The 20384-nt window shown below is 69.1% G+C and carries 23 protein-coding genes; 19 read left to right on the forward strand and 4 right to left on the reverse strand.

Translation table 11 applies throughout. The annotated features are described in order from the left end of the window. Positions 1–151 precede the first annotated feature (151 nt). From ACF073_RS05225 to ACF073_RS05310, 18 genes are all read left to right on the forward strand, one after another. Positions 152–553, forward strand: a complete 402-nt coding sequence (locus ACF073_RS05225; protein ID WP_392067698.1) for an ATP-binding protein — start codon at positions 152–154, stop codon at positions 551–553. A gap of 134 nt (positions 554–687) precedes the next feature. Further along, positions 688–1119, forward strand: coding sequence for a hypothetical protein (locus ACF073_RS05230; protein ID WP_392066998.1), 432 nt, complete (start codon positions 688–690; stop codon positions 1117–1119). Positions 1120–1249: 130 nt separating this feature from the next. Next, complete coding sequence (locus ACF073_RS05235; RefSeq protein WP_033949325.1) at positions 1250–1504, forward strand: hypothetical protein; 255 nt, start codon at positions 1250–1252, stop codon at positions 1502–1504. A 94-nt stretch (positions 1505–1598) separates the two neighbouring features. Continuing rightward, positions 1599–2081 carry a DUF6082 family protein gene (locus ACF073_RS05240; protein ID WP_392066999.1) on the forward strand — a complete coding sequence of 161 codons (483 nt, stop codon included), beginning with the start codon at positions 1599–1601 and terminating at the stop codon, positions 2079–2081. Positions 2082–2112: 31 nt separating this feature from the next. Beyond that, a complete protein-coding gene (locus ACF073_RS05245) occupies positions 2113–2805 on the forward strand; it encodes an HAD family hydrolase (protein WP_382791120.1) in 693 nt (230 codons plus the stop codon). Next, positions 2802–4649: a hypothetical protein gene (locus ACF073_RS05250; protein ID WP_392067000.1), complete on the forward strand. Its 1848-nt coding sequence runs from the start codon at positions 2802–2804 to the stop codon at positions 4647–4649. The genes ACF073_RS05245 and ACF073_RS05250 overlap by 4 nt, the downstream gene beginning before the upstream one ends. Continuing rightward, positions 4646–5596, forward strand: a complete 951-nt coding sequence (locus ACF073_RS05255) for a thymidylate synthase (RefSeq protein ID WP_392067001.1) — start codon at positions 4646–4648, stop codon at positions 5594–5596. Before ACF073_RS05250 ends, ACF073_RS05255 begins: the two co-directional genes overlap by 4 nt. An 8-nt stretch (positions 5597–5604) precedes the next feature. Beyond that, positions 5605–7323, forward strand: a complete 1719-nt coding sequence (locus ACF073_RS05260; protein WP_392067002.1) for a carbamoyltransferase — start codon at positions 5605–5607, stop codon at positions 7321–7323. Beyond that, a complete protein-coding gene (locus ACF073_RS05265) occupies positions 7320–8372 on the forward strand; it encodes a hypothetical protein (RefSeq protein WP_392067003.1) in 1053 nt (350 codons plus the stop codon). Before ACF073_RS05260 ends, ACF073_RS05265 begins: the two co-directional genes overlap by 4 nt. 96 nt (positions 8373–8468) lie before the next feature. After that, on the forward strand, positions 8469–8978 hold the full coding sequence (locus ACF073_RS05270; RefSeq protein ID WP_392067004.1) for a topology modulation protein: 510 nt from the start codon (positions 8469–8471) through the stop codon (positions 8976–8978). Between the two features lie 31 nt (positions 8979–9009). After that, a complete protein-coding gene (locus tag ACF073_RS05275) occupies positions 9010–9861 on the forward strand; it encodes a class I SAM-dependent methyltransferase (protein ID WP_392067005.1) in 852 nt (283 codons plus the stop codon). Further along, positions 9858–10616: a phosphotransferase gene (locus ACF073_RS05280; protein ID WP_392067006.1), complete on the forward strand. Its 759-nt coding sequence runs from the start codon at positions 9858–9860 to the stop codon at positions 10614–10616. Before ACF073_RS05275 ends, ACF073_RS05280 begins: the two co-directional genes overlap by 4 nt. Then, complete coding sequence (locus ACF073_RS05285; protein ID WP_384009840.1) at positions 10613–11269, forward strand: histidine phosphatase family protein; 657 nt, start codon at positions 10613–10615, stop codon at positions 11267–11269. The genes ACF073_RS05280 and ACF073_RS05285 overlap by 4 nt, the downstream gene beginning before the upstream one ends. Continuing rightward, positions 11266–12102, forward strand: coding sequence for an aminoglycoside phosphotransferase (locus tag ACF073_RS05290; RefSeq protein WP_392067007.1), 837 nt, complete (start codon positions 11266–11268; stop codon positions 12100–12102). Before ACF073_RS05285 ends, ACF073_RS05290 begins: the two co-directional genes overlap by 4 nt. A 35-nt stretch (positions 12103–12137) precedes the next feature. Further along, the gene (locus tag ACF073_RS05295) at positions 12138–13136 is read left to right on the forward strand and encodes an NAD-dependent epimerase/dehydratase family protein (protein WP_392067008.1); all 999 of its coding nucleotides are present in this window, start codon (positions 12138–12140) and stop codon (positions 13134–13136) included. A 31-nt stretch (positions 13137–13167) separates the two neighbouring features. Further along, positions 13168–14289, forward strand: coding sequence for an adenosylhomocysteinase (locus ACF073_RS05300; protein ID WP_392067009.1), 1122 nt, complete (start codon positions 13168–13170; stop codon positions 14287–14289). Next, positions 14286–14846, forward strand: a complete 561-nt coding sequence (locus ACF073_RS05305) for an NUDIX hydrolase (protein WP_392067010.1) — start codon at positions 14286–14288, stop codon at positions 14844–14846. Before ACF073_RS05300 ends, ACF073_RS05305 begins: the two co-directional genes overlap by 4 nt. A gap of 32 nt (positions 14847–14878) precedes the next feature. Further along, on the forward strand, positions 14879–15649 hold the full coding sequence (locus tag ACF073_RS05310) for a 3-deoxy-manno-octulosonate cytidylyltransferase (protein WP_392067011.1): 771 nt from the start codon (positions 14879–14881) through the stop codon (positions 15647–15649). A 17-nt stretch (positions 15650–15666) separates the two neighbouring features. Here the strand turns inward: ACF073_RS05310 and ACF073_RS05315 are convergent, their stop codons facing one another. Genes ACF073_RS05315 through ACF073_RS05325 form a run of 3 tightly spaced genes read right to left on the reverse strand, consistent with a single transcriptional unit; the run spans position 15667 to position 18567 of the window. Then, the gene (locus ACF073_RS05315) at positions 15667–16845 is read right to left on the reverse strand and encodes a cytochrome P450 (RefSeq protein ID WP_392067012.1); all 1179 of its coding nucleotides are present in this window, start codon (positions 16843–16845) and stop codon (positions 15667–15669) included. Between the two features lie 4 nt (positions 16846–16849). Continuing rightward, a complete protein-coding gene (locus tag ACF073_RS05320) occupies positions 16850–18025 on the reverse strand; it encodes an MAB_1171c family putative transporter (RefSeq protein ID WP_392067013.1) in 1176 nt (391 codons plus the stop codon). Then, on the reverse strand, positions 18022–18567 hold the full coding sequence (locus ACF073_RS05325; protein WP_392067014.1) for a regulator component: 546 nt from the start codon (positions 18565–18567) through the stop codon (positions 18022–18024). The genes ACF073_RS05320 and ACF073_RS05325 overlap by 4 nt, the downstream gene beginning before the upstream one ends. 354 nt (positions 18568–18921) lie before the next feature. Here ACF073_RS05325 and ACF073_RS05330 point away from each other — a divergent pair, with 354 nt between their 5' ends. After that, on the forward strand, positions 18922–19767 hold the full coding sequence (locus ACF073_RS05330; RefSeq protein WP_392067015.1) for a helix-turn-helix domain-containing protein: 846 nt from the start codon (positions 18922–18924) through the stop codon (positions 19765–19767). A 43-nt stretch (positions 19768–19810) separates the two neighbouring features. Here ACF073_RS05330 and ACF073_RS05335 read toward each other — a convergent pair whose 3' ends face one another. Beyond that, positions 19811–20257 (reverse strand): Secondary metabolite protein, encoded by a 447-nt coding sequence (locus tag ACF073_RS05335; RefSeq protein WP_164253271.1) that lies wholly within the window; start codon positions 20255–20257, stop codon positions 19811–19813. Positions 20258–20384: the final 127 nt, after the last annotated feature.

The raw sequence follows: 20384 nt of genomic DNA on the forward strand, positions 1-20384 counted from the left end.
GTCCCGGATCGCGCAGCCACGGTGCGATGTGCTCATGACCACGCACCGGACAGCAACGCCGCCCCGACCTCGGGGCGACGACGATGGCGCCCACGCCGTCGGCGCCTCGACCGCTCGGTGTCCGCTGGCCTCTCACGTCTTCGAGATGGCCATGGAGCCGGTAGATGTGCACGTCGCTCAAGCGCGACGAACGACGGCCACCGTGTTGAAGCACTGGTCGTTGCCGGAGACGCCGGCAGAGGACGCCCGGCTCGTCGTCTCGGAGTTGGTGTCCAACGCGATCATTCACGGTTCCGGGGACGTCCGACTGCGACTGCGACACGACGAGCACGAGCTTCGAATCCGAGTCACCGACGACAGCACGGCACCGGCGAGGCGGCAACGTGCGAGTGCCGCCGGCCTCGGCGGTCGAGGGCTGCACCTCGTCGCCTGCTTGTCGCTTCGGTGGGGCGTCGCGGACGGCGGCCGGACGACGTACGCGGTCATCCCCACTCTCACGGAGGCACCCCCATGTCGCCGCACAACACAGTCAAGCACGGAGCCGACGTGTTGAGCCTCGTCGCCTTTGATCGGGGGCGAGAGAAGCACACGGGCGGTGGGGCGCCGACCGCTGGCCGTGACTACCCGAGCTGGCCTCGCACCTCTGCCCAGGTGAAGCGCCGGTCCCGAGCTGGCCAACTCCGAGGCTTGCGCCAGCACTTCTGCCGTCAGACCGTCGGCGCGCAGGCCGATCAGGCGCTGCGCGTGCTGGCGTACAGCCTGGTACCGAGTCCGAGGGCCCGACCTGACGAGGACTGGGAGACGCTACAGGCTGAGGCCGACCAGCTTGGTTACGCGATCACCGCCCGGCTCCACGATGTGGCGGTCCCGGTGACCACGACGTACCTCCCGGCATCCAGTGCGAGCCAGGGCGTCTACACGCCGCCTTGGGATCGACCTGGATGGCGGGAAGCCGAGCGACAGCTCCGAGAGGGCTTGGCCCACGGCGTGCTCGTCCTCGACCGGCACAGCATCAGCTCCGATGACGACGAGTACCACGCCGTGATCAAACACCTGGGCGAGCACTGCCGGGCGTTTCTCCACCTCGTGATCTCCGAGGAGCCCGTCGCGCCGACTTGAAGGCGTCCGCTGCTCTGGATGGACAGGAAGGGCTGGGGCTGGCGGCAGATCAGCGCCCAGATCGCCCTGATCGTCGCCGTGAGCGTCGTGCTCGTCCTCACCTTCAAATACACCTGACCGAGGGCTGACCATGACTTTCGAGGGACACATCGATCGTGCGCCGCGCCTCCTCCCGCACCGCGAGCAGGGCGAAGCGCTCCTCGCCATCAGGGAGGCCGCCCCTTCGGCACCCAGCGAAGAGGGGATCGACCTCTTCGCCGTGCCCGCTGGTGAGGTTCAGGGGCGTGGCTTCGACCTCTCGCGCTTTCACCGGCTCGCGCGCCTGCCGGCCGTGCCGGACGGATTGACCTCGCCGTCGGCTGAGGGCCCGCCGGACGCGGCCTGACTCTCCTCAAGCGAGCACGGCGGCGACGACCACTGCCCCGGATGCCGCCGCCGGTTGCCGCACCGCCCCATCCATCCCCGAGTAAAGGTCGCAGATGAACCGTCCCGTTCTCGCTCTGGCCACCACCATCGCCCTGGCGTCCGCGGTGCACATCGCCCAGCGTCGCCAGCATCACCGCCAGTCCCTGGAGTTGGCAGTGCACCAGGCCCACGGCCGCATGCTCGAAGTCGGCACCACACACACGGACTTGGACCCGATCTGGGTGCGCAACCACCCCGACCACGTCAAGGACGACGAATCGGGTCCGCTCCTGATGTGCCAGTGGTGGCTTGAGTTCTGGCGCACCGGCCTCAATCTCAGGGTGTTCACCCCCGCCATCCTGCGGCAGAACGCGCGGAACTTCATGCAGGACCCGACGGCCCTCAAGGCGTGGGCCTTGACCCGCCACGGGCGTGCTCTGCAGTCCCGAGGGCGATGGGACCGCTTGCACGTCGCGCTGCTCGACGCGGCGTTCGAGGAGGCCGGCGGTCCGTCCCAGTACCCCGAGTTGGAACTTGCCCCGGCTTCGGCCCTCTGAGGCACGACGACACCCTGACGAGAGGATGATCATGACCGTTCCCGCTTGCGGATCGCCACCCGCCCCGGCCGCGCCGAGCGACTACGGGTCGCGCGCTCTTCTCCTCGACCTCGACGGGGTCCTCCTCGACACGCGTCCCGTGATGCGGAGGGCGTGGCAGAGGGTCCAGGAGGTTCATGGCGTCGCGCTCCCGTTCCGTGACTACGAGCGCCACCTGGGTCGCGAGTTCGGGGACATCATGGAGCGCCTGGGCGTGACCGATGCCGAGGCGGTCCGTAGGACGTACGAGGCGGAGTCCGTGGCCACCGCGCACCTCGCGGAGGAGTTCGCCGGCATCGTCGAGACGCTCCACGCCTTCGTGGCCGCCGACTGGCGGCTGGGCGTCGTGACGTCCAAGCACGTCGACCGGGCGGCCCCGCTCCTCGCGCGCCTCGGGTGTCCCTTCGCGACCATCCGCACGCCCGCCGGCGCGGGCCGGACGAAGCCGGCCCCGGACCCGCTCCTCCTGGCGCTGGTCGACCTGGGAGTCGACCCCGCCTCCGCCGTCTACGTGGGTGACATGGCGGTCGACCAGGAGTCGGCCGCACGCGCCGGCGTCCCTTATGTGCACGCTGGGTGGGGCTACGGGCAGCCGACGGCTCCCGCCCCGGAGACGGTCTCGTCCCCCAGGGAACTGCTGAGCCTCCTCCCCGCCAAGCAGCTCGTCGAGGGGAGCAAGGTGTGAGCCCCCGCACCACTGGCGGCCTCGGCCTGGTCCGCTCCTCCAACGTCGGGAAGCCGACGTGGACTCTCGTCGGAACCGGCGCCCTGGCGCACGCGCGAACCGACCACATCCACACGACGGAGCTTGATGCGACGGCCGTCGACAAGCAGTTACTGCGCTCCGGCGTCGAAGACGTCATGGAGGCCGTCGACCGCTACAGCGCCAAGTGGGCCGCCACCCCGGGCGGAGCCGACTGGCTCCACGTTCAGCACGTCCCCGTGCGACGCTTCGTCGCCGAGATTGTGCGCAAGCTCCTGGCCCTGAACTCCTGGGCACCGTTCGCCTCCGCCCCAGGGCCTCTGATCCTGGCCCCCTACGAAGGTCTCGTGGGACTGCGTTCGAGCAGCTCGCGGGAGTACCTGGCCTACACCGTGACATGGTCCGGCGTCGCGTACGTGCTCGGTGCTGCGGCACCGCACAACCCGACCCGCTCCGCCCAGCTCCGAAACCGCGCCCGGACGAGTACGGCGAACACGGAACCGAGTCCGCTCCCCTTGGATCTCGGACGGCAGGACGTTCTGGCGCTGTCGTGGACCTCCCGCCATGCCGCCACGCTGACCCCCGTTCTCGCCGAGCTGGCGCGAGGCGGGCAGAGGAGCCTCCTGCTCGATCTCGCCACTGACGCCGCCGAGCGATGCAGCGCGGGACCGGCAACGGGTTTCGAGCTGCGCGCGGCTCCGAGCGACCTCTTCACCGCCTCCGGCACCGTCGAGGGCCTCCACCGCCCCGACGACGAGCACGTCGTCCAAGTGGAAGGCCACGGCATCCAACTTGCTCGGCTCGTAAGGCTCTTGTCCGTTCTCTTGGAGACCAGCGGGGGCTGCACCCAACCGTCGTGGCGGACGGTGGTGCGGGCGGAGAGCTGGCTCGACGACATCCTGTCGACCACCCGGCCGCACACCGTCCTGCTGAGCAACGACACCAGCCCACTGGGAGTGCTGGCCGCGCACGCCGCCGAGCGGCACGGAGCGAACTCGGTGCACGTCCAGCACGGGGCGTGGACGCCGGAATCGGTCGCCTGGCTGGCCCTGCACAGCCGCGACATCATCGTCATGGGCGAGCGGGACCTTGCCCTGGGCCGAGGGTGGGCGCGCCACCCCGAGGCCGAGGTGCACGTCCTCGGGCAGCCCCGCTTCGACGTCCTCACCAGCCTGAGCCGCCAGACACAACGGCGGTACCTGGAGAACCTGCTCGCTCCGGGAGGCCGACGCGCGCCGACCCGGATCGCGGTGTGGGCCTGCCAGCCCTTCAACCCCGATCACCTCAAGTCCCACGCGGACCTCCTCCTGGACGGGCTTGCCGAGGCGGACGGCGACTGGGGGCTCGTCATCGCTCCACACCCGGCGCAGGGAGCCGACGCCTTCACCGCTCTGGTGAAGCGGGGCTCCGGGCCGCCCATCGCGGTGGCCGATCCCCGAGTCGGAGCCCGAGGCTGCCTCGCCGGCGCGGACGTCCTGGCGAGCGCGTACTCGACGTGCGGGATCGAAGCCGCGCTGCTCGGCATCCCGGTCCTCGAAATCGGCCCGCCGGGCGAACGCACCCTGGGCCTGACCAGTCACGGACTGGCGACCCGGTGCGAAGCCGCCGATGAGGTCGCCGAAGCACTCTCCGGCTTGCGCGCGGGCCCTGCGCCGATCCCGCGGGCGGCCCTGGACGCGGTCTGCCGGTGGCGCGGCGACAGCGCCACTCGGATCGCCCGGCTCATCACCGAACGCGCCACCTCCGGCCCGAGGGCCGACGACTCCACCCACCACCATCCGGGCGCCGCTGCGTCGCCCAAGGACGAAGGAGCATCCGTCCGATGACATCCCTCACAGCCGACAGCATCGCCGAGCTGTTCTCCGGCGCCGTCACGCTGGCAAAGTCCGGCGAGAAGATCAGCCCCCGGGGCATGGCCACCCACGAAGTCCGCGATGTGCACCTGCTGCTCACCCAGCCGCGTGCCCGCCTGCTCTACGCCCCGCCCGCCCGCATCGTGAATCCGGCCTTCGCCGTCGCCGAGACGGTCTGGCACCTGTCCGGCTCCGACGCCCCGTGGATCTTCGACTACAACAACCGGCTGCGGCAGTTCGCCGACGAAGGCGTCCTCCTGGGGGCGTACGGCCCCAGGATGCGGAACTGGGGTGGCAAGGTCGACCAGCTCGCCCGCGTCGTCGAGATCCTCCAAGCCGACCCCGACTCCCGGCGAGCCCTGATCCAGCTCTACGACCCGGCCCAGGACGCCGCAGGGCACAAGGACGTGCCGTGCACCCTCGGGTTCCGGTTCCACCTGCGCGCCGGCCGCCTGCACATGGCGACCATGATGCGCGGCCAGGACGTATGGATCGGCATGCCGTACGACGTGTTCTTCTACACCGTGCTGCACGAGCTGGTCGCCGGATGGCTCGACGCCGAACTCGGCGAGTTTCACCTGCACATCGGCTCGCTGCACATCTACGACGAGCACATCGAACAGGCCGACACGCTCACCTCGCTCCCGGCGAGCGGGATCATGCCCGACCTGCGAACACCCTGGAACGGCTTCGACGGCCTGCTCGACCAGATCGAGGCCCGTGACGTGACCGGCCACCCCGGCTGGGATGCGATGGCCGAGACGCTGCGCAGCTACCGGTTGTGGAAGGACGGCAAGCGCGAGCAGGCGTGGCGGGCGGCCGACACGATCGACGGGCCCCTCGGCCAGGCCCTCACCGCCTGGTACGGAGAGCTGGAGCGGCGCTCGACCAATCGCGCCGCGACAGCCGGGGCAAGGTGACCGCCGCCATGAAGCGCCCCCCCTCCGTCATCCTCGGCCTGTGCTCGTACACCCACGACTCCTCGGCTGCCCTTCTCGTCGACGGTGAACTCGTCGGCTTCGTCGAGGAGGAACGCCTCTCCGAGCAGAAACACACCAAGCTCTACCCGGCCCGCGCCGTGGGCTGGCTCCTCGACCAGGCCAAGCTGAGCGCCAGCGACGTGGACGCCGTCGCTTACAACTTCCAGCCCGCCCGCTACCTCGCCGAGTCGCCCGTCGCCCTGCGCACGGCGCTCTCGTCGGCCACGCGCGACCGCAGCCTGGCTCGCGCCCACGGGTTCGCCAAGGTCGCCCTGCGCACCCGGCGGCGGCTGCGCGTCCTCGGCAGCCAGTTCCCCTCGGCCCGCGTCACATCGGTCCTGCACCATCGCGCCCACCAGCTCACGGCCTACGCCGCCTCCGGCTGGGACGAAGCGGCCGTACTCGTCGTCGACAGCCTCGGCGAACGGCAGACCACCACGATCGCTCACGGCCATGGCGTTCAGCACCCCCGCGTCCAGACCCTGGAAGCGATCAACGACCCGGCCTCCCTCGGCTACGTGTACGGCGCCGTCACCGAGCACCTGGGCTGGCGGCGGGGCGACGAGGAAGGCACCGTCATGGCGCTCGCCGCCCTCGGCGACCCAGCCCGCTTCCGGCACCTGTTCACCACGGCCGTCCGCACGACGGCCACGGGCTTTCGCATTCACCCCGGCTACTTCCCGGCGCGCACCCTTACCTCGGGCTACCCGAGGACGTCCCGGCGGTTCGTCGCCGAGACCTGCCCCGAGCGGCACCCGAGCGAGCCGCTCACCGACGTCCACCGAGACCTGGCGGCTGCCCTTCAGGAGCGGACCGAGCAGGTGATGGTTCACCTGGCCCGCCGCGCCCGTGTGCTCACCGGCTCCCGGCGCCTGTGCGTGGGCGGCGGCGTCGCCACGAACTGCGTGAGCATCGGGAAGATCATCGAAGCTGGCATCTTTGACGAGGTGTTCGTCCCGCCGGCACCGGGCGACGCCGGAACCGCGATCGGGGCCGCGCTCGCCGTCCACGTCGACGCGCGCACGCCTCGCCCGGTCGCCGGCATCGCCCGCCACTGTTATCTGGGCCCCTCCTACGAGGACCAGCCCCTCGACCTGACCCCCTGGCCCGGCCTCCACCAGAAGACCCTCGGCATCGAGACCGCCGAGTTCCTCGCCGACCAGCTCGCCCACGGCGTGATCGCCGGACTCTTCCAGGGAGGGGTCGAAGCCGGGCCGCGTGCCCTGGGCAACCGCTCGATCCTCGCCTCCCCGCTGGAGCCCGGCGTCGTCGAGCGGCTCAACGCCACCGTGAAGTTCCGCGAGCCATTCCGGCCCTTCGCCCCCATGGTCCCCGCCGAGCGCGCCGCCGAATTCTTCACCCTCGGCCAGCCGGCCCCGTACATGTCCATGGCCTCCGGTGTGACGGACCTGACGCGCGAGCGGGTGCCGGCCATCGTGCACGCCAACGACACCTCCCGCCTGCAGACCGTCACCCGGTCACAGAACCCGTTCATGCACGCGGTGCTGACCGCCTTCGGCCGCCGAACCGGCATCCCCGTGCTGATCAACACCTCCCTCAACGTCAAGGGCAAGCCGATCTGCGGGACACCCGAGATGGCCCTGGACTGCCTGGCCAACTCCGGCCTCGACGCCCTGCTCCTCGAAGGGCGGTGGATCACCAAATGAAGATCGGATACAGCTTCTGGGGCTTCCTCGGCAACGGCATCACCGACACCCCCGACGGAGGCCGCAGCCACCGCCGCCCCTTCATCGACGCCCTCCTTGCCCGCGGTCACGAGATCGTCTTCCTCCAGCCCGACCGCGACCGCCTCGAAGCCGGTGACGACCTCGGCGGCGCGTACACCTTCGACGACGGCCTGCCCGGCATCGACGCCCTGTTCCTGGAGTGGCGCTGGGCGATCCCCGGCCGCAACACCACCGTGTGCGGCAGCGAGGGGCACACCTGCGACCTCCATCGGCAGGCCCAGCTCATCAACCACTACACGGCCCGGCACCGGACGCCCACCGTCATCTGGGACAAGGACCGCACCCTGCGCGCCGAGAGCGTGTGGCGCCGCACGGCCCACACCCGCGTCTGCGAGGCCGCGCTCACCCCGACCCCCGGCGCGCACTCGCTGCTCTTCCCCGTCGCCGAGGACCTCCTCGCCCAGACCGATCCCCTCACCCTCGCGGCGCGGCCTCGGGATCTCGCGCTCGGCTACGTGGGCAACCAGTACGACCGGGACGAGCCCTTCGACCGCTTCTTCGCCCCGGCCGCCGCCCGCGTCGAGCATCTGGTCGCCGGGAAGTGGACGAAGACCGGCCGCTGGCCGCACGTCCGCTTCGCGGGCCGGATCCCGTTCGAGGACGCCGCCGGCGTCTACGGCCGCTCCCTGGCCACGGTGCTCATGCTGCCCGAGCGGTACACCGCGGTCGGGCAGATGACCCAGCGCATCTTCGAGGCCGTGCTCGCCGGATGCCTGCCCCTGGCCCCGGCGGACATCCGCTTCGCCGACCGGTTCGTCCCGAAGGAGCTGGTCGTGCGCTCAGGCGACGACGTGCTCGAACGCCTCTCCTGCCTGCGCGAGATCGCCGGCACCGAGCAGCACGCCGCCCTGATCGCCGCGTGCGTGGACCGCCTGCGCCTGTTCGGCCTGTGCAAGCAGGTCAACACCCTGGAGTCCGTCCTGCACGGCCTCCTCCAGTCCACCGCGACCGAGCGGGGAGCTGCCTGATGCAGACCGCTCGATCAACGACGGCGCGCGGGTTCTCCGGGCGCGTCCCGGAGGATGGGTCCGCCGGACACCCGAACCTCTCTACGCTGGAGCACCATGAAGAAGGTCGCCATCGTCGGCTGCGGAGGCAGCGGCAAATCCCACGTGGCCCGCGAACTGGGCAGGATCCTCGACGCCCCGGTGACGCACCTGGACGCCGCGTTCTACGACGACGAGTGGAACGCGTTGCCCATGGACAAGTTCACCGACGTCCAGCGCGAGCTGGTCGCGCAGCCGCGGTGGGTGATCGACGGCAACTACAACTCGACGCTGCAGGTACGGCTCGAAGCCTGCGATACGGTGGTCCTGATGGACGTGTCGACCGTGGCGGCGCTGTACGGGATCTTCTCCCGGCAGATCCGGCACGGGGCCGGGCACAAGGGCAACGGGGTGCACAACCGCATCCACTGGGGCGTGATCAAGTACGTCGCCACGTACCGGCGCAAGATGCGGCCCCGCGTGATGGCGAAGATCGAGGAGTTCGGCTCCGGCGCCGATGTGGTGCTGCTGGCCAACCGGCGTCAGACGCGCCGCTGGATGCGGAAGGTCGCCGCCGAGCAGCCCTGACCGGTCCGCGCCCCCGGTCAGGGGGCGCGGCATGAACGAGCCCAACCCGTTCCTGGACCCCGCCCGGCAGTCGGAGTTGTACGGACACGCCTCGCGGCTGGCCGGGCGGACCAGCGCCCTGATGCGCGCCAAGACCGCCGGACACCCGGTGCCCGAGACGATCGTCAGCCTGGTGCAGACCCACCACGCCCGACCCGACCGGCTCGGCGTGGTGCTCGACATCGGATGCGGCCGCGGCACGAGCAGCCTCGTCATCGCCGAGCAGCTCCGGCCCGAGCGCGTCGTGGGCCTGGACGCCGCCCCTTCCTTGCTCGCCCAGGCCCGCGAGCGCGCCAAGGACCTGCCCGACAGCACGGTGGACTTCGTCGAAGGCGACTTCCACGACCTCCCTCTGCCCGACAGGTCGAGCGACGTCGTCGTCGCCGCGTTCTGCCTCTACCACTCGCCGCGCCCCCAGGACGTCGTCGGACAGATCGCCAGGGTCCTCGCCCCCGGTGGTGTGGCCGTGCTCGTCACCAAGGGCCTCGACAGCTACCGGGAGATGGACCAGTTGGTCGCCTGCGCCGGTCTCGATCCGCGTGCGGCCCAGCACGAGAGCCTGTACACCGCAGCCCACAGCGACAACCTGGCCGACATTGCCGGCTCCTCACTCGACGTGATCGCCGTCCTGGACGAGGAGCACGTCTTCACCTTCGACGGCCACGACCACTCGGCGCAGTACCTGGCCACCAACCCCAAGTACGACCTGCCGCCCGGCTTGTACGGCAACCCCGGGGCCTTGGCGGCGACCCTGCACGAGTTCCTTCCCGACCAGCCGCTGACCACCCGGTCCCGGATCACCTTCGTCGTCGCCCAGCCGAAGGAAGGAGGAGAGCCGACATGAGCCCCGCCCCGTTCACCAAGCACTACGCGGAACCCGAGCGCGCGGCGGGGGCGGTGCGCCACTACCGTTGGCTCACCGCGCACGCCAAGCCGCTGCGGCAGCCGGCCCTCCACACTGCCGGGCCGCGGTTCCTGACGTTCGAACGGATCGAGGGCCGCCCCGTACGTCCCGAGGACCTTCCGCGGGTGGCGGAACTGCTGGGTCACGCTCACGGTGCCGCCTGGGCCAGCGACCTGCACTCCGCGTCGCTGGACGCCCCGCACCACTTCGAGGACGGCACGCAGTTCGACGACTACCTCGGGCCCCGGAGGGTCGCTCTGCGGCGACGCCACGAGCAGGGTTACCTGCCGAACAAGACGGCGCTGCACGCGATGCTCGGCCTGCTGGAAGCGACCGCCGAGGGACCGTGCGCCTTCTACAAGGACAGCAACCCGCGCAACTTCATCATCACCACGCAAGACATCGTCGCCGTCGACACCGACGACCTGTCCCTCGCCCCGATGGGCTACGACCTCGCCAAGCTCGTCGCGACGCTTCACCTGACCTACGGGCCGCTCACGGACCAAGCCGTCACCACCGCCCTGCTCACCTACAACGCGGCAGCCCGACGCCACGACGCCAGGCTGGGCACGACGGACCGCGGTCAGCTCGACAGCTTCCTCGGTCTGCACGCCGTGCTCACCGCCCCGTACGTCGGCCGCAACGGCTACCACTACAGCCTGCCCCTCCGTTTCACGCACCGAGGAGCCTCGTGATCACCACCGAACTCGTCTTCGTCCGGCACGGCCAGGCCCAGTGCAACGCCGACGGCCTGGTCGGGGGCCCGCGCACCTGCACCGGCCTGACCAACCTCGGGTACGCCCAAGCCGAACAGGCCGCACGCCGCCTGGCCACCGAGCACCTGAAGAAGCCCTTCGACGTCATCTACACCGGCCCGCGGATCCGGCTCGTCCAGACCGGCGAGATCATCGCCCAGACCCTCCAGATCCCCGTGCACCACGACGACCGACTCGACGGTCCGGTCCACGGCGACGCCGATGGCCGGCCCTGGGACGCGGTGAAGACGGCCGCCGACGGCGGGCCGCACGCCCACCCCGACACACCCTGGGCCAACGGCTCCGACACCTGGAACGGATTCCTGGAGCGCGCCAGCAGGAACCTGAGCCAGCTCATCGAGGAGAACCGGGGCAAGCGCGTCGTCTTCGCGGCCCACGGGGAGACGGTGATCACCGCGCACACCCTGCTGCTCGGCATCCCGATCGGCTCGCCCGCCGGATTCACCCACAACCACGCCTCCATCACCCGCTGGCAGCACCACCGCAACCGCCTGGGCCAGAACCGCTGGATGCTCGACCGGCACAACGACACCGAGCACCTCAGTCTCCTCACGCCGGAGCCGACCCCGTGATCGTGACCTCGCGCGACCCCCGGATACAACTGGCGCACCTCCTCCTCGGCGCAGTCGACATCGCAGCGGACCCCGCGCTCCCGCCCCGCGTCGTACGCCTGGTGGCCGACGACGGGCGTCAGTTCATAGCGAAGCAGCACGCCGAGCGAGACCGGTACGCCGGAGAACTCCACGCCTACCGGGCGTGGGTCACCCATCTGAGCGGCCATGCCCCGGAGTTAGTCGGCCGGGACGATGCCACCCGCACCCTGCTGCTCACCGCGCTCGCAGGCGACCTCGCGGACACCTTCGCTCCGGGCTCACTCGAGGAGGAACTGGTCCACCACGAGGCCGGGCACGTGCTGGGCAAGCTGCACCGGGCCACGGCCATGCCCCAGGGCGGTGCCGTCGGCGCCTCGCTCGCCGAGCGGTTCCAGGGGTGGATCGACCGGGCTGTCCAGGCCGACCTGCTCGACGCGGCCGAGGAGAACCTGCTGAAGCACCACGTGGTGATCCTGGGCGCCAGCCACATGGACAGCGCGATCTGCCACCTCGACTATCAGCCGCGCAACTGGCTGCTCGGCGACACCTTCGGCATCTACGACTTCGAACACATGCGACGCGACGCCCGGGTCCGCGACTTCGCCCGGCTCGAATTCCGACGCTGGCAGGCCGCACCCCACCTCCGCGCCGCCTTCTTCGACGGCTACGGACGCTCGCCCAACGACACCGAACGCCGCCTCCTGGATTCCTTCGGCGCCATCGAGGCGGCCACAGCTCTGGTCAAGGGCCACCAGGAGAACGACGCCGCCCTCAGCGCACACGGCAGAACCGTCCTGTCCCGGCTCACCTGACCAGCCCCTTTGACGACACCTCTCTGGAGATCCCCGTGCCACAGCACGAGCAGCCCCCGGCCAACGCTTCCCCCCGACGAGCCGTGGTGACCGGCTCCGCCGGATTCATCGGCTCCCACCTCGCCCACGCCCTCGTCCAGGCCGGCACCACCGTGATCGGCGTGGACCGCCGAGACCCGTCCTCCGACCCGACGGCCGCCGCCAACCTCGCCGCGCTGCGGGGCCGCCAGGGATACCACCACGTCACGGCCGACCTTCTCCACTGCGCGATCGAACCGCTCCTGATCGACGCCGACGCCGTCTTCCACCTCGCTGGCATCCCCGGGGTACGGCCCTCTTGGGGACCGCAGTTCGGCGACTACCTCGCGTCCAACGTGTTGGCCACCCACCGCGTCCTCGAAGCCTCCACCCGGATCGGCGTCCCCCGACTGGTCGTCGCCTCCTCGTCCAGCGTCTACGGACCGACCGACGGCGACGCGAGCCGCGAGACCGACCGCCCCAACCCCGCCTCCCCGTACGCCGTGACCAAGCTGGCCGAGGAGCAGCTCTGCCTCGCCTACGCCGAGCGCCCCGTCGGCCCCAAGGTCGTCGCCCTGCGGTACTTCACCGTCTACGGCCCCCGCCAGCGTGCCGACATGTTCACCCACCGTGCCCTGTACGCCGCCCTGACCGGACAACCCCTGCGCCTGTACGGAGACGGCCACCAGCGCCGCGACTTCACCTACATCGACGACGTGGTCGCCGCCACGATCGCCGCCGGCACCGTCCCGAACGCGCACGGTGCCATCAACGTCGGCGGCGGCTCGAACGCCTCCCTGCTGGACGTGATCAACATCGCCAACAGCCTCACCGGCCGCGAGATCCAGCTCCACCAGGACCACGTGCGCAACGGGGACGTGATCTTCACGCGTGCCGACCCCGGCCGCGCCGGAGAGGTCCTCGGATGGCAGCCGCGCGTCGACCTCCACAGCGGACTGCGCGCCCACATGCAGGCGCTGGCCGCCCCGGTGCCGGACTACAGCCGCGCCGCATAAGCGACCCTGTCGGATCATCAGAGGAGTGCTCATGGAAACCCCCGAGCGGGCACGGCTGGATGCCTTCTTCCGGAGGATCACCGCGCAGTTCCCCGCGGGGCAGGCGATCACAACGCTGGTCATCACCCACCTGCTCCCGGAACGCCCCGCGTTCTTGCGCGCCATGGCCGCGGTGTCCGCGATCGGCGCCGTCCTCCCCAAGCCTCGGTCGATCCACCAGCCGACCCTCGACACCGTCCGCCGCACCCTGCCGGTCCACGACCTGCGCCGGGAGCGGTTCACCGACGAGACCCAGACCCTGCACTACCTGGAGGACACGGCCGGCGGACAGGACATCGTCCTGGTCGACATCGGCGGCTACTTCGCGGCCAGCCTCGACACCCTCGTGGAGAAGTTCTCCGGCCGCATCCTCGGCGTCGTCGAGGACACCGAGAACGGACACCAGCGGTACGCGGCCCTCGGCTCGCTGCCGTGCCCCGTCGTGTCCGTGGCCCGCTCACCGCTCAAGGACTGCGAGGACCACCTCGTCGGCCGGTCTATCGTGTTCTCCACCGACGCCCTCGTCCGCGCCCGCGGGGACATCCTCACGAGCCGCAGCGCCTGCGTCATCGGCTTCGGCAAGATCGGCCGCTCGATCGCCCAGACCCTGCGCGCCCAGGACTTGCGCGTCACCGTGTACGACAACGACGCGGTCAAGCGGGTACAGGCGCACGCCCTCGGGTTCCGCACCAGCGCGTCCACCACCGAGGCCGTCCACGACGCGGAACTCGTCCTGTGCGCCACCGGCAATCTCGCCCTCCGGCACGAGGATTTCGCCGCCCTGCGCAACGGCGCATACCTCGGATCGGTGACCTCCTCCGAGGACGAACTCGAACTCGGCAGCCTCGAAGACCTCTTCGAACGCCATCCCGTCGGGCCCCAGTTGACCCGCTACGAGGTCACCGGCCACTACTTCTACGTTCTCGCCGACGGCGGTGCCGTCAACTTCGTGCACGGCGCCGCCGTCGGCACCTACATCCACCTCGTCCAAGCCGAGATACTCGCCGCCACCGCCGCGCTCAGCCACGCGCGATTCCAACCCGGACTGCACGAGATGCCGACGGCCGACCGCGACACCATCGCCAGAACCTGGCTCCGCCACTTCGAAAGGTGACCCCGTTGCCACTCTCCACCGACCACGTCCGCGCCGTCACGGAGGCGTACGTCGCCCGCCACCCGGACGAGCGCGCCTCCCTGACGATGCTGTTCGCCGTGCTCGCGGGCTCGGACGATCCCACCAGCCGCAAGACCTTCCCTGCCCACGTGACCTGCAGCGCCATCCTCATCAACGGTGAACGACACGTGCTCCACATCCTGCACAAGGCGTCCGGAAAACTTCTGGCGCCCGGCGGGCACATCGAACCGTCCGACCAGCTCCTGCGCGACGCCGCCCTACGCGAACTGCACGAGGAGGCTGGCATCCCGCCCAGCGCCGTCGTTCCCCTTGCCGGCCACGAGGACATCCCCCTCGACATCGACGTGCACGCGATCGACGCGAACCCGTCGAAGAACGAGCCGACCCACCACCACGTGGACTTCCGCTGGGCCTTCCACCTCAGGGCCGATCACGCGGTGACACTGCAGGAGGAGGAGGTCGACGGCTACCAGTGGCGGCCGTTCGCGACCACCGCCTCACCCACCGTCCGGGCCAAGCTCGCCCAGCTCACCTGAACCCCCGCGAACCCGACCACCAGGAGGACGCCGTGGCCGCCACCACAGCCCGACCGACCGTCGCCCGCCGGCGCCGGCACATCGCCGTCATACCGTGCCGCTGGGGTGCCTCCCGCTTCCCCGGCAAACCACTGGCCCTCCTCGGCGGCATGCCGCTGCTCTGGCACGTCCACCAGCGCTGCCTGGAGGCCAAACGCCTCGACGGAGCCATCGTCGCGACGGACGACGAACGCATCGAAGCGGCGTGCCGCGAACTTGGCATCGACTGCATCCGCACCGGGGAGCACCTCACCGGCACCGACCGCGTCGCGGAGGTCGCCGAACGCCTCCCGGCCGACGGATACATCAACGTCCAGGGCGACGAGCCGTTCATCGCACCCGGTGCGATCGACGCCATCTCGGAAGCTCTGGAGCACCTGCCTCCGGGCACGCTGGCCGTGAACGCTTACACCGAACTGGTCGACATCGCCGCAGCCCTGGACAACAACGTCGTCAAGGTCGTCGTCGCCGCTCAGGGCGACGCCCTGATGTTCTCGCGCCACCCCATTCCCTATCCGAAGGGGGAGCGGCCGAAGTACACACGCCAGCTGGGCCTCTACGGATTCGCTGGCCACTCTCTCCAGCGCTTCCGGCAACTTCGGCAGGGGCCCTTGGAGCGCGCAGAAGGAGTGGAGATGCTGCGCTTCATCGAGCACGGCCACGCTGTACGGATGGTGCCTGTCACGGACGACGGCGTCGCGGTGGACACTCCAGACGATCTCGCGCGAGCCAGCATCCTGCTCGCCCAGTACGCAGAAGCATGACTTGTACTTACCACCTGCTACACCAGGACAGGAAGAGTTGCCAGTCCGCGAACGAGACGGGTGCGCCGCCAGTCCAGTTGGTCAGTTGGCGCGGCAAGCCGGATTCCGGGAAACCGAGTCAGTACCGCTCGGAGGGCGATCTCCACCTCGGCCTTGGCCAGGGGAGCACCGACACAGCGGTGGATGCCATGGCCGAAGCTGAGATGAGCGGCGGCGTCTCGGTCCAAGTCGAGCAGGTCCGGCGACGGGAACCGCTCTGGGTCGCGGTTGGCGGCTCCAAGAGCGACCAGCACCGGGACACCGGCAGGGATATCGGTACAGCCGAGCGTGACGGCCTCCGTGGTGAACCGAAAGGTCGCTGTACTGACGGGGGAATCGAACCGAAGCAGCTCGTCCAGCACGGCTGGGACATCGTCCGGATTCTTCCGAAGGCGATCCAGCTCGGCACGGTGCTGGAGCAGCGCCAGGGCGGCGTTTCCGCAGAAGTTGGTGGTGGTCTCGTGCCCGGCCACGAGCAACAGCACTGCCAGAGAGACCAGCTCCTCCTCGCTTAGATGGTCGTCTCCGTCGCGCGCCGAGATGAGTCGGTCAAGAAGAGAAGCACCAGGGTCCAGGCGCTTGGCGGCGATGAGGCTCGTCATGTAGTCAGCCATGGAATGCGAGGCCGCGTCGATGACGTCGGACTTGCCTGCCGCGAACAGTTCTTCTGACCAGCGTTGGACGTCGGGTCGGTCCCCCTCTGGGACTCCGAGCAGCTCGCAGATCACGATGACTGGTAGCGGTACCGCCAGGCCGGCCACGAAGTCGAACCGCTCGCCGACGGGCCACTGATCCAGCAACTCGTCGGTGACCCGGGCAATGAACGGACGCAGCTCCGCGACGGCCCCGGTCGTGAACGCTTTGGTCACCAGCTTGCGGAGGCGGGTGTGCTGGGGCGGGTCGCTGGCCAGCATTGTGTGCGCCACCGCAGGGTGTAGTCGACGCCGTGACCCCTTGCCCGCGAAGAAGGCGGCCGTGTCCTTCGAGAGCCGTGCGTCGCGGAGAGCTTCCCTCGCTTCCGCGTAGCCGGTGACCAGGTAGCTGATGTGCCCACCGGACCCAGTGGGCACGGACTGCACCGGGCACCTGGACCGCATGGCCGCATAGGTGGGGTAGGGGTCCTGGAGAAAACGGGGGTCTTGAGTCGGGTCGGTCATGCCATCAGGCTCCAACCGGCTCTGGCTGACTGTCATCGGCGACACGCCCAACCCGGTGCGCGTAGGCGTCGGCCACCAGGAGGAGCCACTCCGTGTCCGCACGGAGGTCCTTGCGGGAGGCTGCCTCCGCCGACGGCAGGGCAACCTTGTCGGCGTACCGGCCGGCCTTCGAAGCGGCCAGCGCTGCCTTCACGACAGCCGCCTCGACCGCTGCGGCTCCCGCCTCTGTTCCAGCGTCGAAAGTGCCCTGGGCCACCTCCTGCACCCTGCGGGACCGGTATGGACGAAGGGCGAGGATGCCGTCGTTGATCTCGATGACCCTACGTTGGAGCAGGAAGTCCGAGTCGTTCGAAGCGGCCTCGTCGAAGGCCGGGTCGATATTCGGCATCGCGGCGGACAGGTCCTGCCAGAGAGAACCGAGGGCTTCGAAGGATTGTGCCTCCCAGCGGCGACGTCGGGCCTGGCTGAGCGGGTAGACGACAGCCGGCAGGGTGAGACCGACGCAGATCAGCAGGACGGCGAGCGCCGGAGACGTCACGCTGAAGACGCACGGCGTAGACACGAGCGACGAACACTCCGAATGGTCGGACACCAGGTGGAAGCCCAGGCCCAGGGAGATGAGGACCGTCAGCTTGTACACCGCGTAGACCAGTGCGAAGACGCACCCTGCTGCCGCCATGCGCAGACCTATCCGGACGCTGTTGCGGCGGGTCGACCTTGACTGGCTTACGGCCTGCACCAGGAAGTCGACGATGGCGAAACCGAGGTAGGAGATGAAAAGCAGCAGGTAGAGCGCATACATCTGCGGAGAGCGATGCGTCATCTGCTCGTACGTGAACAGCACGGTCATGCCGAGGGCGGACGTGGCGAAGAGGACGAGACGCAGCCGGACTCGCCGTTGCGCTTCCGCGGGTTCCAGGTTGAGCTGGAAGGAGATAGCCAGGACCGCTGTGGCGGCGGCCAGGGAAGCACAGTTGCTCAGCAGCCGGGCGACGTGCGGCACGACGCCCTCAACGGCGTTCTCGAACAGCGGGGCGTAGGTGGCGAAGGCCAGGGCGAACGAGCCGAGGAGCGCGCACATGGCCCATGTGCCGGTCGGACGGGGCGTCCCTCTACCGAGGACCCAGTAGGCGGCAGCCGCTGCGAGCAGGCAGGCCATGCCAAGGAAGACGGAATTCATCGTGAGTGGAACCGAGATTTCTTAATGGGCTGGGAGAAAAGCGCGTCCCAGCTGTCCGATCCCCTCGTCGGCTGATGAGAAGGGGATTCGCGTTCACGGTAGATGCGCTGGCGGATAACCGTCGCCATCATTTCCGCTTCGCGTTCGTCGGCCGTCGAGTAACTCGTGCGTCCCGACATGCGCATCACCAGCGTGGGGTGCACCCCGAGAGCCTGTGCCGTATCCGCGTCGACCTGCAGGCTTCCGGGGTGGTCGCAGAACACATGGCACAGTTCGTGCGTGAGTATGTGTCGCTGGTGGTGGACGGACGTGCCTTCCTCGTAATAGAGGAGGTCGGCGGACGGCGTCTCGATCCTTATGCCACAGGGTGCTTCGACAGCACCGAGCGTGCTCAACGGTTTCAGGATGATCGGTTTCCCGCGAAGGGCGGCTATCGCCTCGCGCAGTTCGCGCGTGCTGAAGCGATGCGGTAGGTGCAGGAGATCGACCTGCTCCTCACATGATTTGCGCAGTCGACTCTCGTCGATATCTGGCAAGGGCATGGCAATCCCCCCTCGGTCTCGGCTGTGCACCAACTTGCTACTGAGCGACAGCCAAGAGGATGCCAAGAAGAAGGGGGAACTCACGCTTCCCGGAAGTGTGAGTTCCGGTTACGGATGGTGACTCGATCCCTGTGAGGAGGATGGAAGAGTGCCAGGCTGGAGGATTCCTGCGACCTTGATCGACAGTGGGTGAAGCCCGTGATCGCGGGCCGCTGTGGCGCACGCCACAGATGGTTGAACGATCGACTACCCGTTATGTCTGACTACGCTGGATGACCGTTTCGTGATCTCTTGATGCTGTTTCGGGGCGTGTTGTGATGCATGTCACTTCATCATGAGATCTAATTTCGGGCCATGGACTCTCGGGGTGGGCAGGTCGAGGGCGACGAACCTGACGGCGAGTCCCTGCCTGAGCTGCTGCGATCATGGCGGAGCCGCACGGATCCGCGCGCGATTATGGGCCTGGCAGCCTCAGGGCGCAGGAGTAAAGGGCTGACGCAGCGTGACGTGGCTCGTCTGACCGGAGTGAGCGAACGTTGGTACGGCGCACTGGAGCGCGGCAACGAGGCCAAGTACTCGGCCGACTTCCTCGATCGGCTCTCGTCGGCGCTGAGGCTGAGCCCGGCAGAGCGTCGCGCGTTGTACCTGAGGGCGGTCGGTCGTCCGCCGGCACTTGCCTCAATGCCGGATGTGGACGCGGCAACAGATGTGGACGAGGTGCTGCTCCAGCAGTTCCTGGACAATCAGTCCCCCGCTCCCGCCTTCGCCACGGATCTCGCATGGAACGTGATCAGCTACAACGAGCCGCTGCTTGATTGGTTTCCGTGGGCTGCCTATCAGGCCAATCAGATGCGATGGGCTTTTCTGGAGCCGGAGGCTCGTGAGCATCTCGTGAACTGGGAACAGGACTGGGCCCGCCCATTTCTCGGGCAGATCCGCTATGAGCGGGCTCACCACCCGAAGAGCGAGGCCCTGCGGCAACTGGAGCGCGACATCCTCGCGGGATCGCCAGCCGCGCGACAGATGTGGGATCGTCGCGAGATGGTCGAGCACTCCCACGGTGCTCTGCGCCGGCTCAGGATTCCGTATCACCAAGGACGGGAAGTTGCTGTCCGCATCGTCGCCCTGCGACCGATGCGCAGCGACCTCCTCCGAGTGATCGTGCTGCTGGAAGGCCGCCACGGAAGCGATGCCGTCTGACCGCGACGGAGGGCCGCATGTCGCGGTTCGGGCGGCACTGAACTCATTCGTCGTCGAGCAGCCCGGAGTCGTCCGACTCCTCCGGCATTCCCTCCAGTCGGCGAGCCTGGTCGATCACGGTGTTCAGCATGTGCAGGCTCGACGTGCTGAGCCCGTTGGCGCGCAAGGCGACCCGGCGCACCCCCTGGTCGCGCATGGCGGCAATCACCTGGATCTCTGCACGCTGCCGTTCGGCCTCTTCCCCGTCGAAGAAGTAGCCCGGGTTCACCCCGAAGAATCCGGCCAACGCCCGGATGGTCTGCATCTTCGGGTTCGTGTTGGTTCCGGTGCGGAGCTGCTGGATGGCGCTTGCGGAGATGGTCACGCCCGAGGTGTCGCGGATCCCCTGTGACACCTCCGCGTACGTGTACGGACCGCGCCCCTTCGGATGCACCTCCCGAAACAGGTAGTCGAGCAGCTCCGCGAAGGTGCGCTCGTTCTTCTCGGTCATCCCCAACCCTTCGTCATGACGACCATCCTATCCACCCCAGTGGTGATCATGGCTAGCGTCGTCTCGCACGCCGACATTGCAGTTGACGCAAGGGCGCCACTGCGGTGTACGTTGACCCAAGAGTTCG

Source organism: Streptomyces sp. NPDC015171 (assembly GCF_043079545.1).
In the GTDB taxonomy this organism is placed as follows: domain Bacteria; phylum Actinomycetota; class Actinomycetes; order Streptomycetales; family Streptomycetaceae; genus Streptomyces.

Bases quoted from the DNA above. Each gene is read 5' to 3' on its own strand.
- ACF073_RS05225 (WP_392067698.1), top strand. From the start codon at position 152: ATGGAGCCGGTAGATGTGCACGTCGCTCAAGCGCGACGAACGACGGCC.
- ACF073_RS05235 (WP_033949325.1), top strand. From the start codon at position 1,250: ATGACTTTCGAGGGACACATCGATCGTGCGCCGCGCCTCCTCCCGCAC.
- ACF073_RS05240 (WP_392066999.1), top strand. From the start codon at position 1,599: ATGAACCGTCCCGTTCTCGCTCTGGCCACCACCATCGCCCTGGCGTCC.
- ACF073_RS05245 (WP_382791120.1), top strand. From the start codon at position 2,113: ATGACCGTTCCCGCTTGCGGATCGCCACCCGCCCCGGCCGCGCCGAGC.
- ACF073_RS05255 (WP_392067001.1), top strand. From the start codon at position 4,646: ATGACATCCCTCACAGCCGACAGCATCGCCGAGCTGTTCTCCGGCGCC.
- ACF073_RS05260 (WP_392067002.1), top strand. From the start codon at position 5,605: ATGAAGCGCCCCCCCTCCGTCATCCTCGGCCTGTGCTCGTACACCCAC.
- ACF073_RS05265 (WP_392067003.1), top strand. From the start codon at position 7,320: ATGAAGATCGGATACAGCTTCTGGGGCTTCCTCGGCAACGGCATCACC.
- ACF073_RS05270 (WP_392067004.1), top strand. From the start codon at position 8,469: ATGAAGAAGGTCGCCATCGTCGGCTGCGGAGGCAGCGGCAAATCCCAC.
- ACF073_RS05275 (WP_392067005.1), top strand. From the start codon at position 9,010: ATGAACGAGCCCAACCCGTTCCTGGACCCCGCCCGGCAGTCGGAGTTG.
- ACF073_RS05280 (WP_392067006.1), top strand. From the start codon at position 9,858: ATGAGCCCCGCCCCGTTCACCAAGCACTACGCGGAACCCGAGCGCGCG.
- ACF073_RS05300 (WP_392067009.1), top strand. From the start codon at position 13,168: ATGGAAACCCCCGAGCGGGCACGGCTGGATGCCTTCTTCCGGAGGATC.
- ACF073_RS05315 (WP_392067012.1), bottom strand. From the start codon at position 16,845: ATGACCGACCCGACTCAAGACCCCCGTTTTCTCCAGGACCCCTACCCC.
- ACF073_RS05320 (WP_392067013.1), bottom strand. From the start codon at position 18,025: ATGAATTCCGTCTTCCTTGGCATGGCCTGCCTGCTCGCAGCGGCTGCC.
- ACF073_RS05325 (WP_392067014.1), bottom strand. From the start codon at position 18,567: ATGCCCTTGCCAGATATCGACGAGAGTCGACTGCGCAAATCATGTGAG.
- ACF073_RS05330 (WP_392067015.1), top strand. From the start codon at position 18,922: ATGGACTCTCGGGGTGGGCAGGTCGAGGGCGACGAACCTGACGGCGAG.
- ACF073_RS05335 (WP_164253271.1), bottom strand. From the start codon at position 20,257: ATGACCGAGAAGAACGAGCGCACCTTCGCGGAGCTGCTCGACTACCTG.